At 59.3% G+C, this 16,130-nt stretch carries 9 protein-coding genes; 3 read left to right on the forward strand and 6 right to left on the reverse strand.

What is annotated here, in order from left to right; translation table 11 throughout:
* Positions 1-72: 72 nt before the first annotated feature.
* The 4 genes from QZ638_RS10525 to QZ638_RS10540 form a co-directional block, all read right to left on the reverse strand.
* Entirely contained in the window at positions 73-3,801 is a 3,729-nt protein-coding gene (locus tag QZ638_RS10525; RefSeq protein ID WP_295809816.1) for a TonB-dependent receptor, read from the reverse strand.
* Positions 3,798-10,139 carry a hypothetical protein gene (locus QZ638_RS10530; RefSeq protein ID WP_295809818.1) on the reverse strand — a complete coding sequence of 2,114 codons (6,342 nt, stop codon included), beginning with the start codon at positions 10,137-10,139 and terminating at the stop codon, positions 3,798-3,800. Before QZ638_RS10530 ends, QZ638_RS10525 begins: the two co-directional genes overlap by 4 nt.
* Positions 10,140-10,419: 280 nt before the next feature.
* Positions 10,420-11,328: an AraC family transcriptional regulator gene (locus QZ638_RS10535; RefSeq protein WP_295809821.1), complete on the reverse strand. Its 909-nt coding sequence runs from the start codon at positions 11,326-11,328 to the stop codon at positions 10,420-10,422.
* Positions 11,329-12,160: 832 nt separating this feature from the next.
* Positions 12,161-12,490 carry a hypothetical protein gene (locus tag QZ638_RS10540; RefSeq protein WP_295809823.1) on the reverse strand — a complete coding sequence of 110 codons (330 nt, stop codon included), beginning with the start codon at positions 12,488-12,490 and terminating at the stop codon, positions 12,161-12,163.
* A gap of 161 nt (positions 12,491-12,651) precedes the next feature.
* Here QZ638_RS10540 and QZ638_RS10545 point away from each other — a divergent pair, with 161 nt between their 5' ends.
* Positions 12,652-13,218, forward strand: coding sequence for a dihydrofolate reductase family protein (locus QZ638_RS10545; protein ID WP_295809826.1), 567 nt, complete (start codon positions 12,652-12,654; stop codon positions 13,216-13,218).
* A 199-nt stretch (positions 13,219-13,417) separates the two neighbouring features.
* Positions 13,418-13,888, forward strand: a complete 471-nt coding sequence (locus tag QZ638_RS10550) for a VOC family protein (RefSeq protein ID WP_295809829.1) — start codon at positions 13,418-13,420, stop codon at positions 13,886-13,888.
* Between the two features lie 419 nt (positions 13,889-14,307).
* On the opposite strand, the gene QZ638_RS10555 is transcribed toward QZ638_RS10550, so the two are convergent.
* Together QZ638_RS10555 and QZ638_RS10560 are read right to left on the reverse strand one after the other, a co-directional pair.
* Positions 14,308-15,153: a LytTR family DNA-binding domain-containing protein gene (locus tag QZ638_RS10555; RefSeq protein WP_295809831.1), complete on the reverse strand. Its 846-nt coding sequence runs from the start codon at positions 15,151-15,153 to the stop codon at positions 14,308-14,310.
* Positions 15,154-15,229: 76 nt separating this feature from the next.
* Positions 15,230-15,580: a hypothetical protein gene (locus tag QZ638_RS10560; protein WP_295809835.1), complete on the reverse strand. Its 351-nt coding sequence runs from the start codon at positions 15,578-15,580 to the stop codon at positions 15,230-15,232.
* Between the two features lie 85 nt (positions 15,581-15,665).
* Here QZ638_RS10560 and QZ638_RS10565 point away from each other — a divergent pair.
* Positions 15,666-16,130, forward strand: a 465-nt coding sequence (locus QZ638_RS10565) for a TetR/AcrR family transcriptional regulator (RefSeq protein ID WP_295809837.1), incomplete at its 3' end; no start/stop codon positions are given.

A 16,130-nucleotide genomic window follows, 5' to 3' on the forward strand; every position in this document is an offset into this window, starting at 1 on the left:
ATGCTCCCTCCCGCTCAGGAGCTGAAGCTCCGGCAAACACGCCGCGGTTCACCTTCCAACTCTTGATCCACATCAGAACTTGCCCACGACATTCAGAAACACACCCTGATCGTCGAGCGTAAGATCCCTGAGATCGTCGGAGAAGCGGCCGAAATTGTAGCCGACACCGACTTTGAAATTGTTGCCGACATGGCGGTAGAGCGCCGTCAGCGCGCCGAGGTCCGTCGTGTCTGCCTCGGGCATGTGCAACACCCTGCCCTCGAGCAACAGGTCCCACTTCTTGATCACGTGCAAATCAGCTCGGAGGATTCCCAGATGCGCCGAGGAGCGCTGCCAATGCTGCTCGAAACCGGTGCCCGAGCCGCTTGTGGTGCGGTATTTCACCTCGCCGTAACGGAAACCGTATTTGCCGCCGATCGAAAGCCACGGCACCAGATCGTAGGTGACGTCGGCAGACAGAATGTGGCTGCGCTGGGCCGGTGCATAAGCATCTCCCGTCGACCCGCTGACGAGCTGGTTGTTGCCCGGCATGTCGTAGAGCCAGGTATATTTGAAGAGCGCGTTGAGGCGGTCGTGATCGACCGGCCGATAGGCGTAGCCCAGAGATGCCTCCACATAGTCCGTGTCCTTGAAGGAGGTGACCGTCGAGCGCGTATCGGAGATGACGGTATCGACATTGGCCATGAAGCGCCAGTTCTCGCTGGTCTTCCAGGAAACGCCCGCGGCGAACAGATATGTGTTCTGATCGCGTGTTCCGTCTTCCGAGTCCTCGATGCGCACTTCTCCGCGCACGCGCGCGGTGATTCCGGCTTCCTCGTCCTTGTAGGCTATGGCCAGAGACGGGGCGTAGCGGTCGAAGTCGGAACGCTGTAACCCGGTTCCCGGGTCGACAGTATCGTCGCGCACCCGACCGGCCTCGAAACCGACATCCACCGTCCACACATCGTCAGGCGTATAGATGACGCCATAGGTCTGTGTAAGCGAGCGACGGCGACCGAACATATCGTAACTGCTTTCGGCATAGGCCGATGCCACGTCGTCCATGCGCCGGCGCATGCCGGCCACGATCGCTCCCTTGTCGGAGCCGACGAGATCATGGTTTCGATTGAGATCGAAGGCGCGGTCGGGATCGAGCCTGTAGCCGATATAGTAGTGTTCATCGTCATTGGGGTCGTAATTCACAGCGGCGAGGCCGCCGAGCCCATGTGTGCCGTAGGAGATCTCACCGGCAACACCCACGGTTTCGGTCAATTGCACTTCCGCGCCGACGCCGATGCGGTCGTTGCGATCTATGTCGCGCGAGCGTTCCAGTGTCGCCTGTCCAAACACGTAGACAAGATGATCGTCGTCAAAGCGATAATCGACCCGCACACCGGCATCGAGGCGGGAACCGTCATAGCCGCGCTTTCCAGCGGTTATGGCGCGCGGCGACATGAGCTCGGTGTAGGAAATGCCGAAGGAGACCTTCCAGTACTCATCCACCTGCCAGCTGATGCTGGAGGTGCCGTCGCGCTTGATCTGGCCGTCGTCGTCGCTGAAATCGTCATAGGCGAGCTTCAGCCCGACACGGTCGTTCAAGGCGAGATCGGCGTGTGCACCCCAGATCCGCTTGTCGACGTTCACCTGATCGTAGAGGGTAGAGAACCCGGCCTGTTTTTCCTCGTAATAGCCGCCGACGGTTCCCTTCATGTCGCTGCTGCCAACATCTTCCAGATCAACCTGGCCGCGCACACGCCAGGCCATCGCCGAGCGATCGTGGCTGCCGGCGGTGCCGTAATCGCCTGAGGTCAGGCCGCCATCGGTCGAACGTGAGAGGCCGAAGCCAGGCCCCTTGGAATGCGCCAACTCCGCCTCGAGAAACGTGGTTTCGGTGTGGCGCAGTTCGATGTCGGCGCCAAGCGCCTGCTGGTCGGCCAGCCCGGTCGTTTCGTTCATGCCGGTCACGCCGACACGCACCTTATCGTTCAGCCAGTGCTGAGCACGACCGCCATAGACATAGCCGTCCACGTCTCCGGCCACCGGTTCGAACTCGTATTGCGCCGTCAGATAGACCTTGTTGCCGCCGAGAGCGCCGTTGCGAACCGGTGCATCGGTGCCGGTGGAAGACGAGAGCGGCCGATGCAGGATGATGACCCCCTGCAAATAATCGATACGGTAGTCCTGCCCGTATTGCAGCACACGGCGCTCGATGATGCGACCGGTGACCTGATCGCGGATTTCGACGGTCACCGTCTCCGAGCCCTCGACAATGTCCTGGCGTTTCAGGAAATAGGCCGAGCCGCCCGTGGCGAGAAACTCCTCGCGCTGCGGCAGCGTGTCCGGCTGCGCGGCGTAGAGCGTCATCTCCGTGCGGCGTTCTCCGAACGATGTGCTGTCCTCTGAACGGTAAACGGCATTGGCGCCATACAAGCCACGTTCGGCGCGCAGGAACTCCGTGCCGGTGATGCTGGTCTTGTAGTTGCCCCACATCACATGGCTGTCGCCGCGCTCGAGCCGCACATAGAATTTACCCTTGGTCGGCGCGTCTTCCACAAATGTCGAATCGTCGCCATAGACCGGGTAATAATCGTCCGGATCGAGCCGCCGCAGCAATTGTCGCGGGTCCTTTCCATCGAGATCGCGGAACATGTTCTCGATGTCTTCTTCGCCGGTGTCGGCCGCCGCCGTGAGCAGATATTCGCCCTTGATCTTGCCCTTCAGATAGAAGGCCAGCCGTCCCTTGGAATAGACGTCGTCATATTCGCCGGGACGCACGGCTTCGATATTGTCATCGCCCATGCGTTTGCCGACCGTGAGGTCCGCCAGCCCGACATAAAACCACTCATTGTCGGGAATGTTGATCGCGCGGTTGAAGTGGAGGCCGCCGCTCTTCGAAACGCCGTCTACGGAAACATCCACATCATGGTCGCCGGGTGGCAGGATGCGGTTCACGACGAACGCCTGATTCGGATCGACCGGTATGGTCTCGCCGAAAGCCTCGACACGATATCCGGGCGGAACGTTGCGACCGTATACGGTAACGACGCCCCCGCGAACGGGGATATTGCGCACGGCCGTGCGATCCTCGCCGTTGCCGGGTGCGGCAGCTTCCGTCCCGATCTCGGGTTTTAGAAACGTTTCGCTGCGCGACAGCGTCAGCGCCTCCGTTTCGTCATAACGGCCGCGACTGTCGTAGACCCTGAGCACGTAGCTGAAATCGTTCTCGTCCTCGGTCGCCGGCATCGCCCATTGCGCCTCGCCATTGGCCTTGACCGGGATCACCGCGAACGGCTTCGTTCTCGCCCGGCCGTCGTCCAGTTCCCGGATGCGGATCTCCGCACGTTCGATGAAGCCCGGATAATTGCTTGACGCCAGGAACCGGACAGTTTCTCCAGCGCGAAACCGGTTGCGCTGCGACACCGTCGCCACATTGAGCAGCGGTTCGGCCTCGAGACCATCGAATTTAATCTGGATGTCCACGCCGTTAAGATCGACATCTGTCCGGCGTTGCCGGTCGACTGGCTTTGATGCGGGGGGTGGTGCCTTGGCGGCGGACGAAGGCGTTGGCTGCCGCCGCGTCTCGGCACTCTTCTCCACCGTTTCGCCATCGACGCTGATGGAAAAGGGTATGCTGCCCTCGTCGGCGAGCGTCTCGCGCTCCGTATTCTCGCCGACCGGCAAACTGCGCACCGTCGGAACCTCATCTGCGAGGGCGTCTTTCAGAACGGCCGCCGAACCGATCAGCACCGTTCCGGCCAACAGAAGGGTGCGATGTGCGATGAGCCGCATGGAGGCACGCTGCAACAGGATGACCGTGCTCATTGTCCCACCTCCACACGCGTCTCGATCTCAAGGGGATAGTTCGCGCCTTCTTCGCGCCAGCGTTTCTCGATCAGTGCCCTCAGCGCTTTCAGACGCTCCTTGGCCAGTTCGATCTCGGTCGCGGCGTCGATGTAGCTGAGACGCAGCACCGATTCTTCCTTGCGCAGCACAGTCATCAGTTGATCGATGCCCTCCCCCCAGCGCTGATCGAGTTCGTTTCCGCCAGGAGCGAAAGCCTCGCTCTTCAGATCGAGCCGCACGACACGACCGATCGAGGCGCCGAAGTTGAGCTTGGTCATCTTGCCGGCCGTGAGCCGCACCACGCGCGGGTTCTCGGTCGTCACGCGATAGCCCGTCGGCAGCGTCCGGGTGTCGAGCTTCATGATGAAGTTCGATCCAATACGCTGATCCGGCAACATGGCACAGGCGACGTGAAACCGGCCGTATCTGTCGGTGGTCACCAGCCAGCCCTTGACCGTGGCGATACGCACGCCCGGCAGACCCGGCTCACCCTTATCCTGATAGCCATTGCGGTTGACGTCGTCGAACACCTTTCCGATGACATCGCCACAGTCGAAGACGGGCTCAACGAGAATCTCGATGACGGCCTTGGCGCTCGGCGCAAGCGGCGTGCCGGTCGAATCGGTAACCGATGCCGTATTGGTGTGCTTGCCGGGGCCGGCCGAGCTCAAAGCCAGCATGCTCAGGCGTATCTCCATGGTCTGGTTGCCAGTGAGCGAGATGTTCTCGAAGGTCACCGTGCGACCGCCGACAACCGGCGTCGCCTCCACACCGTCGATACGCGCGGACCCGGCCACATAGCGGAAACCGGACGGAAGCGTATCGGTTACGACAAGACCTGTGACGCTCGAGCCAGAGTGATTGGTGAGGCGGATCACGAATGGAGCCTGCTCGCCACGGCGAATGCTGTGCAGCAGCGCTATTTTCTCGACAGAAATATTGCTGGCAGCCGCCGGCAACGCCAGCAGGGATGCGCTCTCGTTGGACTCCACCGGGCGCCCGTTCACAACGTTCCCATTGGCATAGCCGCGGGCCGTTGCCGTGTTTTCAACAGAGTCGGTCAAGCCCGCGGAGAGGTCGATATCCGCCTGCGTCAGGGCATAGGTGGCGGTAAAGACCTGCTCGCCGCCCGGCGCCAGCGTGGCCTGCTTGGGTGCATACTCGGAGAGGCGGCCAGCGCCCGCCGTTCCGTCGAAAGTCGGGCCGTCGTCAACCGGCGTGACGTCCTGAAGCTCGACATTGCCGTCATTGCGCACGGTGAACGTGTAGCGGATCAGATCGCCAATGCTGGAAACGCCGTCACCATTGCTGTCTTCATAGGCGCCGCTCTTCGCAAGGACGAGTTTCGCGTCCTGCGCAGGCGTAATCGCACACTGGTCCGAAGGACAGGTCGGATCGGGTTCACCGGGCTGCTTGGCAATGTTGCGCAGTTCGGTAACACCTGTAGGCAACGGGTCGACGACGCGGACCTCGGCCGTGAGCACCAGCGTGCCGGGATTCGTACCGTCATGGGCCGGCACGGTGAGCCCGCCCCAATCGATGGTCGCGCCGTTGTCGACACCGCCATTCGTCGCGGAAACGAAGACCGTGTTAGGATCGAGCACGTCCTGGACCGAATAATTGTTGGCTATGCCGCCATCGTTCGACAGACTGATCTCATAGGTGAGCGTTTCTCCGGGCTCGGCCGTGCCAGCGGCAGCGCCATCCTCGCCAACCAGGGCCTTGGCAATCGTCACCATGTTGTCAGAGGGCGTTACCACACATTGGTCCGATGGACAGGCGGGGTCGGGATCGCCCGGTCTCTTTGCTATATTGAGGACCTGCGAAACCCCGGCCGGCAGCGGGTCCGCCACCTGCACGTCGACGGTCAGCACCAGCACGCCTGGTGTGCCACCCGCATAGGCCGGCACCGTCAGGCCACTCCAGTCGATCGTCGTGCCGTTGTCCACGCCCCCATTCGAGGCGGAGACGAAAACCGTATTCGGATCAAGTACGTCCTGCACGGCGTAACCGGTGGCCTCGCCGCCATTATTTGTCAGGGTTATGGTGTAGTTCAGCGTTTCACCGGCTTCCGCCACGCCGTCCTGCGTGCCGCTTTCACCCACCAACGCCTTGGCGATCGTCACCGATCCTTCGGATGGTGTGACGACGCATTGCGGCGACGGACAGGCCGGATCGGGATCGCCGGGCTTCTTGGCAATGTTCGACAGTTCGACTACGCCGGTCGGCAACGGATCGCTAACCCGCACGGCAACCGTGAGCACGCGTGAACCCGGCGCACCTCCGGCATAGCCGGGAACCGTTAATCCAGCCCAGTCAACCGTCGTGCCATTATCCACACCGCCATTCGACGCCGAGACGAAAACCGTATTCGGATCCAGAACATCCTGGACGGCATAGTTCGTGACCGCACCGCCAGGATTGGTCAGGGTCAGTTCATAGGTGAGTGTCTCGCCCGCTTCGGCGATTCCAGCTTGCGAACCGCTTTCCCCAACCAGTGACTTGGTAATCGACACCGCACCTTCGCTGGGGATTATAACGCATTGATCGGAGGGGCAGACCGGGTCGGGATCGCCGGGCTGTTTGGCAATGTTCGACAGCTGCGTGACGCCATCGGCCAATGGGTCGTCAACTGCGACGACGATCTCCAGCACCACTGAACCCGGGTTCGTTCCATCATGGGCCGGAACCGTCAGACCGCTCCAGGTGTAGACGCCGCCGGACAATGAGCCTAAGGGATTCGCGCTCATCAAGCTGGTGTTGGGGTCGAGTGCGTCCTGTACGGCATATCCGCTGATCGGGGCCCCACCGTCATTGGAAACCGTGATCCGATAAGTGAGCTCTTCACCGGGCTCGGCTATGCCTGCTGAAGCACCGTTCTCTGCGAACAGTTCCTTGGTCAGAGAAATCTTGGCTTCCGTCTGCGTCTCGACGCATTGATCGGATGGGCAGACCGGGTCGGGAGCGCCCGGTCGCTTGACGATATTGGACACGCTGGTCACGCCATTCGGCAAGGGATCGGCCACATCGACGATCACCGTCAACAGCAATTGTCCCGGGTTGCCGCCGTCATGGGCAGGGACCGTCAAACCCGACCAGGCAATATGGTCGCCCGCCAACTGACCGCTATTGGTCGCATTCACGAAAAACGTATTCGGGTCGAAATAGTCTTCGACAGCGAATCCGGTTGCCTCGCCGCCCTGATTGGTCAGCGTGATCGTATAGGTGAGTTGCTCGCCGGCTTCCACGATTCCGGGCTGGCTGCCGCTCTCCCCCGTCAGCGACTTGGCCATCGAAACGCTTGGCGACGCCGGGATCGTGACGCACTGGTCGGACGGACACACAGGATCGGGCGTGCCCGTTTCCTTGGCGATGTTGGTGAACTCCACCGTTCCATCGGGCAGCGGATCCGTGACTGCGACGGTGATGGACAGAACGAGTTCGCCGGGAGTTGTCCCATCGTGCGCAGGCACTGTCAGGCCTGACCATGTATAGGTGCCGCCACTCAGATTTCCCGTCGGCGTGGCGCTGACGAAGGTCGTGTTGGCGCTGAGCACATCGTCGACGGAGTAATTGTTGGCGATGCCACCGGTGTTGGTCAGGGTGATTTCATAGGTCAGTTGCTCGCCGGGCTCGGCGACATCCGGCTCTACACCACTTTCGCCAGTAAGCGACTTGACGATGGAAACGTTGCCCTCCGTCGGCACGGTTGCGCATTGCGGTGATGGACATGCCGGCTCCGGCTCACCGGGATCGAATGCAATATTGGTAAGGCTGGTGACGCCCGCCGGCAGAGGGTCGACGACAGAAACCACAACCTGAAGCGCAAGTGTGCCTGGTGTTCCGCCGCTGGCGCCAGGAACGGCAAGGTTCGTCCAGTCGACCTGACCGCCATCCGGGCTGCCGCCGGAATGCGCCCCGCCATTGGTTGCGGAGACGAACGACGTATTGTCGTCGAGACGATCACGCAGAGCGTAGGTCGCGGTGGCGCTGCCCTGATTGGTCAGCAGGATCTGATAGGTAAGTTGCTCGCCCGGCTCGGCGGTGCCGGCCAATGTGCCGCCGCTCTCGCCGATCAAAGTTTTTTCGACTTCGATAAAGGGGGGTGGCGGAATGACGACACATTGCGCCGACGGGCAGGCCGGGTCCGGATCGCCCGGCTGCTTTGCGAGATTGGCGACTTGCTCGCCTGGCGCCAGGGCATTCACCGTTACCGTGACGGTCAGCACCAGCTCTCCGGGCGTGCCGCCGTCCTGCGCGGGAACGGTCAGGCCGGTCCATTGCACCTCGTTCCCCGAAAGCACACCGCCATTGTCGGCGCTCACAAAGGTGACATTGCCATCCAGCACATCAATCAGATCGTAGTTGGAGGCCTGGCCGCCAGTATTGGTGAGTGCGATCTCGTAGGTCAGCGTTTCCCCGGGCTCGGGTGTGTTCGGCAACGAGCCGGATTCGCCGACCAGCGCCTTGGCGATCGTCACGGCCGGAGGCGTATCGTCATTGGTGATCGTGCAAACCGCGCTATCACCGTTGGCGAGCGTCACGTTGTTGCTGACTACGATCGGTGCGCCGTTGATCGAACACCGATAGATACCCGCGGAATATCCCGCCACCGCCACTTCACCCAGCGTGTAGGCGCCGGCGGGGATCGGCACCGCCGTGATTGAGGCGTCGCCCGTCACGCCGGAAATATTGGCGGGCCCGGAAGCCGTCAGGGTAAAGTCGCCGACGACGCTCGTTCCACCGTCATTGTTGACCACCGTCTTGCGCAATGTCAGCGTCGCGGCATCGTCTTCATTTGTGATCGTGCAAACCGCACGCTCACCATTGGCGAGTGTGACAGCGTTCCCGAGAACGGGTGCCCCCCCATTGATAACGCAGCTATAATCGCTGGGCGTGTAACCGGGCCGATTGGTTTCGCTGAGCGTGTAGGTTCCGACCGCGACCGGCGCATCGGTAACGGTGGCGCTACCACTGACACCGGAAATATTGGTAGGCCCGTTCGCGGTCAGCGTGAAATCCGTGAGCGTCGCCGTGCCACCCGCGTCGTTGACCACCAGCTTTTCAAGCGTCAGCATGGGAACGGAAACATCAGTATCGGTTGCCGTGTTGTTGCTCGTGTCGGGGTCGGGCGAGTCGGAAGGGTTCGTCACAGTGACGGTGTTCGTCAGATCGCCCGTGAAATTCGACGGCACGCTCACGGTCATTGTGTAAGTGACCGTGGCGCCAACCGGCAGGTTGGCCGTCGTGCCGATGCCGCCACTGCCGTTCGCCTGGCCGCATTCGGCCCCGCCAGCCGCCGCACAGCTCCAGTTGGCGGTCGTTATCCCGGCCGGGAGCGGGTCGTTGATTGCGGCACCCTGCACACCGAAAGGCCCAGAGTTGGAGACAACGATCGTGTAAACGGTGTCCTCACCCGGTGTATAGGTCGGGCTTGAATCAGTCTTGCTGACCGCGAGATCCGCGGCAAAGGTGAGCGGTGTGCTGTAGCATTTTGCACCGTCATTGTTACCCGAGCCGGGTGAGTTGGAAATCAGCGTCGTGGCGCCAGTGGCAAGGTCGATCTTGTAGAAACCGCCATTGTTGTCGCCGCCATAAATGCCGTTCGATGCACCGAACATCGCACCGAACACGCGTGATGGGCGCGTCGGGCCAATAAAGGTTACGTTCCCGTTGTTCGGATTGATCGAAGCTAATCGGCCATTGTCTCTGTGCTGTGCATAAAGCCGCCCGTTGTGCCATGCGAGATCAGAGCTGTTGACCGCTTGTGACAAGGAGATTGCTGTCGCGGTCAATGTGTTGATATCGACCCGGAACATCCGATCGGTTTCCTGCTTAATGTAGAGGAAGCCGTCCGAACCAATCTCACCATTGTGATACCCAACAACGGCGTTAACACCGCCGCCAGAGATAATCCCGAGATTCTGCACTTGGCCGTTGCTACCGACGCGAAGCAGGATATTGCGCGTCCCGGCCGCGTTTCTGTCGATTGCGTAAATGTAACTGTCAGCGGGATTGAAAGCTGCCGCATTGTAGCGGCGGGACGCTGTGCCGAGAGGATTGAAGACGAAGGGATTGGTGGAGGTATCGAACTGCAACAGCGTCGTCGGATTGCCCTGCGCCATATACATGTCGGATGTACAACCGGCAAAAGGTGGCGGCACCTGAGCTCTTGCCTCGTTCGCAAGTCCCGTTGCCAGCCAAACTGCAATAACCAGGAAGACCGTTGCAAAACAGTTGTAAAGGCGTCGGAAAATCAGGCTGTGACGAAAATAGGAACTGCACAGCGCTGGCGTCGGCGAAATCGACTTTCGCATGAACGGAGGCCCCCTCGAACATCAAGATTCGGGTCGGCACTCCCCCTTCCGCGACGAAAATCTATTGCCGCATTTTCCACGAAAGCGGAGCCGACCCGAACAAATCGCGTCGGCAGTGAGCACGAAAATTAGCCGCCGTGTCTTTCAAGAAACTACGCTTCTTTTCACAAAGCTTCGACATTTCGAGAAAAACAAATAATTCTAGGATCGATGTAAGATCAACATCTACATGGGTACGCGAATCTTCACACTGACCGCGGGAGCAAAGTGGCAACACCGACTATCGTCCGCGCCTTACCTGCATCGGCGTTCTGCCCCGATGCTTGCGCATGGTCGCGGTGAGATGACTTTGGCTTGAGAAACCGCTCAGATAAGCGACGTTCGCAATCGGCAAGTCGCCGCCGAGAATCAACTCCTCAGCGAAATCGAGACGGCGGTCGATGAGGTAGCGATGCGGCGGTTTCCCGAAACTCCTGGCGAATGCTTGAATGAAATAGTGATGCGATAATCCGGCCACTCTGGCCAGTTCGGCTACAGAGACCTTGCCGGCAAAATTGTTTTCCAGATATTCGGCAACCAATCTGGCCTGCTGCTGCGAAAGGCCGCCGGATGCTGTGGTCCAGGGCTTGCGAACACCCGCATAGTTGCGCAGCAGATGCACCCCCAGGACGGTGATCAGCGAATCGAGATAGAGTTCGTTTGGGGCGTGCGGCTGAATGAATTCAGCCTTCATCTGCCGCGCAATGCTCAAAGCCCAGGCATCGACCGTGCCCAACGGGACGGGCGAGAACTTTCGATTTACCTGTTGGAATTCGTGCTCGATCAGCTCGTCCACGCCCTCTGTAGGGAGAACGACGGTGATGTTTTCCCTTGTGCTCGACCAGGAAACAGTTGCATCCGCACCAGCCGGCGTGATGACGAGCGCGCCGGGCACGGCATCGAAGGTTTGGGCGCTGTCACTGCTGATGGCGCTCTGTAGATTGGCCGACGGTTCCAGCATGATACTGACGAGATTGTGTTCGCTGCGCGCGACTTTTTGTGAACCGGGAGGGCGAATGACATGAGTCACACCGCCTCTGAACGTCGCCAACCGTGGCCCGGCGTCTTGCGGAACTTCATCGAAGATGCTGTCATCGAATTTTTGACGGTCATATCCGAAACACCCCATTTCGAAACCGCCCTCCCCCATTGCAGTCGCCTCCGCCGCCCAACAAATGAGCCCGGATCCGACTTTATCGGGTTGCCTTCAAACTTCAAATCGAATGGAACAGTTGGCTAACAACATAGTTGTGTTTGCCCCAATCGGATAAAGGAAGAAAATGCGGGCGTAAGGCCATAAGGCAATAAACCCGTCACGACCCTCCGTCGTCTTCAACCAAGAAACTCGCCCAATTCTTCATGCTTGCCAATTTTACAAGTCGATTCTGACAATTGGGACACAACTCGTACTCTTCGTTCAACAACGGATGTCCTGTCACTGTCGCGATCTCAACACGCAATGTTCGGAATTTATCGATCTTGCGCATTTTCTGATGAGATCCGCAGCCAGCACACTGCCAGCTCGATCCGGTCATAACCCCTAGTCCTTCCCATTTCCCCGACCGCATTCTTTCATCATCTCACAGCGGAGGAAACAGGCACATTGATGCGCGTCAAACTAGGCTTCGTCGTGGCCAACACAAACTCCACAAATCACAAATGATCTCGAAGCGAAAAATCCGCGCAACAGCGAAGGATTGCGGCCTTTAGGGTTTGCCGCAGGTCACACTCCACGAGTTGGAGTCACTCAGACATCAAACACCGGTACGCAGATCTCCAACCCGCACTGCCACACGGACATCAATGCTCTTCCGGCAGAAGCCCGGGATCCTGGAATGGCCGGGTGGTAGACGTCTTCTGGCGCGCAAACCAGTGTCTCCTTAGACTGCCTCGGAGAACAGCGGCGCATTCCCAAGAAAGACGCCAATCTGCAATTTGGCGCAGACCTTTGCGGGAAACGTCGCCGGCACGTGAATCGAACTTCACTTGATAGACAGCTTCAATCGCTGATCTTTCGGAAGCAGGCTGTTCGCAGCATCAATCACGTTTGCCATCATCATTCCCACGACCATTCTTCTCCTACGTTGGCAGACATCGCTTTCTCGCGCAATTTTACGCGACATTTCAGTGGCTCGCGTGATGGCTTGAACAAGGTTGTCTTCGGCAGCGAGACCCTGCACACGGTATTCGTGATGAGCGACGCGCAACCGTCCGGCGATCGGATTTCGATGCGGATCGGACAGCTTCGCGAACCACTTCGGCAGGCTGCGAAGGGTGGACATGCGCCCGGTCGCGTGGTCGCCGCCGCTCATCACACAGAACCGCCGGCTATCCCAAGACGCTTCCAACGGGCATATCCGGCCGACAGACTGGCACCCAACTCGATGATCCCAGCATTCGATGTGTCGGGGATCACATTGTCGTTGCGTCTCCCCTTTCCGGGACAAACGCAGCCCCGAACAGGAGATGCATGATGGCGGCAAGTATTGTCGTTTCGCAATATGTCACGCTCGACGGTGTTATCGAAGACCCCGTCGGAATGGAAGGTTCCGGCCTGGGCGACTGGACCGGCGACTACAGCCGTGGTCCCAAAGGCGATGCATTCAAGGAACGCGAACTGATGGAAGCCGATGCGGTGCTTCTCGGTCGCCGTACCTATGACGGTTTCGCCCCGGTCTGGCCGACCGTGAAGTCGGCCTACGCCGACAAGATGAACGCCATGCCGAAATATCTCGCTTCCACAACTGTCGTGACGCCTGAATGGACCAACACCAAAACACTGCAAGGCAATATCGCGACCGCCGTCTCGGAACTCAAGCAAGAGACGAACGGGACCATCATCGTCTTTGGCAGTGCCTCGCTCTGTCACGCTCTCTTCGCCGCAGGGCTCGTCGATGAGGTAACGATGATCCTCTACCCCGTCATTCTGGGGCGCGGCCTCAAGCTTTTCCCGGAAGGCATGGCGGCGAAATTCGAACTCGCTGAGAATGCCCGGCTCGGAGACGGCCTGATGCTGCTTCGCTATCTGGTGAAGCGCTGAGCGAGGCTGGGAAGCAGGGCGTCTTCTTACCAACAGCCTGACGACCCGCCCGGTCGATTCATCTTCTGAAACGAGTGTGAAAGGTACCCGTATGCCGGTCAAACGTGCGATGCCTGCAATGACCGAAATCACACGACGCAGATCGTTGCAACTTGTCCTGATGTCGGCGGCCGGACTGATGAATCAAGGACATGCGGCCATGGCGAAAGCGGAACTCACCAAAGGAGAAACCCGAATGCGCGTTCGCGACCTCTATCCGCTTATCACGACTCCGAATATGGCCGAGGCCAAGGAGTTCTATGTGACGCATTTCGCCTTCAATACCGTTTTCGAGGCAAGCTGGTTCGTTTACCTGTCCGGTCCGGCTGCAGAAGATGCACGTGGCGCCACTCTTGCCTTGATGCTCCCCGACCACCCCTCTAACCCACCCGGACCGGAAGCTTTCAACGGGTTGGGAATGATTTTGACGGTGGAAGTGGACGATGCCAGCGCCGTGTTCGAGCGGTTGAGCGGCGAGGGAGTACCGATCATCCACCCTCTGACCGACGAAGATTGGGGACAGCGGCGCTTTATGACACGTGATCCGGCGGGCGTTTTGGTCGATGTGGTCCAACAGATTGAGCCCAAGGCCGGTTATTGGGATCAGTACACCATCTCTGACGGAAATTAGACAGGACTGTTGGCGCCGTAACAACGACAACGTCACCGTTCTGGCGCAGCCGGGAGCAGATGAGTTGGAGCGGCTCTTCTTCGTTGGTTGGTCGGCCGGCGCGCGGAGAGGATATCGCATGGCCAGAGTGATGATCGCCAATTTCTCCCTTTCCATCGATGGCTATGGTGCTGGACCGGATCAGAGCCGGGATGCGCCGCTCGGAAAAGGCGGAGAGACGCTATATCGGCCACCGAGAAACTTGGCTGGCTGGTGGAGCGTGCCTCGGTTCATCTCATTGCGGTGGACGCTGGAGATACGGATGTTGCCGATTCCATCGCCGGATACCTTCAGGGTCAGGCCGACCGGAGGCGTTTGATCTACGAGACTGGCCTGATGTCGCAACGGTAAACCGCGCAATCGTATATCCGCCCCATCGGTCAGAACCCAGCTTGCGCACGATAGCGCCGCGATCCCTTGATCTCGGCGCCATCCTTGAGTTTGATCCAAAGATCGCCTTCGCCTGTAGGCGAGACTTCCAGGATCGACGCTCGATTCACGATATGGGATTTATGGACCCGCATGACGTCGACATTCAGGGCTTGTAGCTGTTTCTCAAGCGCCGCGAGTGTGACGCGCGGAAAATGAAGCCTTCCGGCAGCCTTCAACTCGACGTAGTTCCCGGCCGCTCGCCCCCATTCAACGGTCTGCGCGTCGATGAAGATCGTTCCTCCACCTGACTTGAGTGTTAATCGACCGGTTTCTTGTGCTTCGGTTGGCTCTGCGTTGGCGGCAAGGCGGCTCTTTTCCAATTTGCGATAGAGGGTCAGCAAACCGATGACGACGGCATAGGGAAAGATATCCTTTCGGAACTCGTACAAGAAATCCCGAACGGGATGGGCAAGGAGCTCATATGGTTCACCGTTGATCGAAGGAATGACAACGGAACGGAGCACGGCCATTCCGACAATATGGAGAAGAGAAAAGGCAAGGCTGCCGGCACAAAGGGCGGCAAACGAACGCAGACGATCTGGTTCATCGAGCGGGAAACGGCGTTCGAGGTGGACCGCAAGCATGATTGGAAGGACGATGGCAACCATGCTGGTCAGTTCGAGCGCCCACGGGATACGCAAATCCAGTTGCATGCCCGACCGGGACGACTCGGATACGATTGATGACGCGTTAATTGCCGCAACCAGAGGAAAGAAGAAGAGACAGACGAGCAGAAGCCTCCTGGCAATGCGTGTCTCCAGTTCCTTGATATCTACTGACGCTTTCTGTGACATCTCCGCAAACACCTCCCTGCTGTCGGCGGCATGATAGCCAATTCCTTACCGTGCGCCCGTGCGTATTGTATCGCCGCTAAATTCCTGCCATCGCCAGCATGACAACGGTGCTCATCAGCATCCAGCCGATGTGGCGCCCTCGGGTGGCGATGGCATTTCCCAAGGCCGCATACCCGTAAACAAAAATTGCAATCGCGATGATCCATTGGCGCGCGGATTGAGAGCCGAACGAAGGCGTTGCGATCAGCAGGACACCTATCGCGATCCAGCTGACGGTGCTGGCTTGCCAGACCATTCGCAACAGAACGCTCGAACCGCGCGGCTCGATTCTCACCTTGGCGAATATCCGCAACTCTGCAATGGCACCGTGCATGACGGCGATGAAAATGGCCAGAGCGCCGGAAGCCTGAAGTCCAAGGTCTCGCATCCTTCATCGCTCCATACAGATATGTATGGTTCGTACCATATTCCGGAGTTTGCACCTGTCAATACATCACTGTATGGTTCAGATCATGGCCAAGCGACTGAGCGCGCAAGACTGGATCGATTTCGCCATGGCGACGCTCGCCCGAGAGGGTTTCGATGCCTTGAAGGCAGACGTGCTGGCGCGCAAGCTAGGCGTTTCGCGAGGTAGCTTTTATTGGCATTTTACCGGCCTTGACGATTTTCATCGCAAGATAATCGACCGTTGGAAACAATTGGCAACCGACTCGATCATCGTCGAGATTGAGCGGTTCGAAGCCCCGGAACAGCGCCTGAACGCGCTCCTACGCATTGCATTTGAAGGCGGTTCCGGACTTGAGCCTCGCATGCGCGCCTGGGCTGACAACAACATAGCTGCCGCACAAGCTGTGAGCGCCATCGACCGCAGGCGGCAGGAGTATATTGAGAGACTGCTCGTGGAAGCGGAGGTGCCGCAGCCAACCGCGAAGACACGCGCGCAGCTTCTATACTGGACCTATCTTGGTGCCGTCTCT

The organism is uncultured Nitratireductor sp., from assembly GCF_913053745.1.
Classification (GTDB): Bacteria; Pseudomonadota; Alphaproteobacteria; order Rhizobiales; family Rhizobiaceae; genus Nitratireductor.

Coding starts and splice junctions, on each gene's coding strand:
- QZ638_RS10540 (WP_295809823.1), bottom strand. CDS start 12,490: ATGAGCGGCGGCGACCACGCGACCGGGCGCATGTCCACCCTTCGCAGC.
- QZ638_RS10550 (WP_295809829.1), top strand. CDS start 13,418: ATGGCGAAAGCGGAACTCACCAAAGGAGAAACCCGAATGCGCGTTCGC.
- QZ638_RS10530 (WP_295809818.1), bottom strand. CDS start 10,139: ATGCGAAAGTCGATTTCGCCGACGCCAGCGCTGTGCAGTTCCTATTTT.
- QZ638_RS10545 (WP_295809826.1), top strand. CDS start 12,652: ATGGCGGCAAGTATTGTCGTTTCGCAATATGTCACGCTCGACGGTGTT.
- QZ638_RS10535 (WP_295809821.1), bottom strand. CDS start 11,328: ATGGGGGAGGGCGGTTTCGAAATGGGGTGTTTCGGATATGACCGTCAA.
- QZ638_RS10560 (WP_295809835.1), bottom strand. CDS start 15,580: ATGCGAGACCTTGGACTTCAGGCTTCCGGCGCTCTGGCCATTTTCATC.
- QZ638_RS10555 (WP_295809831.1), bottom strand. CDS start 15,153: ATGTCACAGAAAGCGTCAGTAGATATCAAGGAACTGGAGACACGCATT.
- QZ638_RS10525 (WP_295809816.1), bottom strand. CDS start 3,801: ATGAGCACGGTCATCCTGTTGCAGCGTGCCTCCATGCGGCTCATCGCA.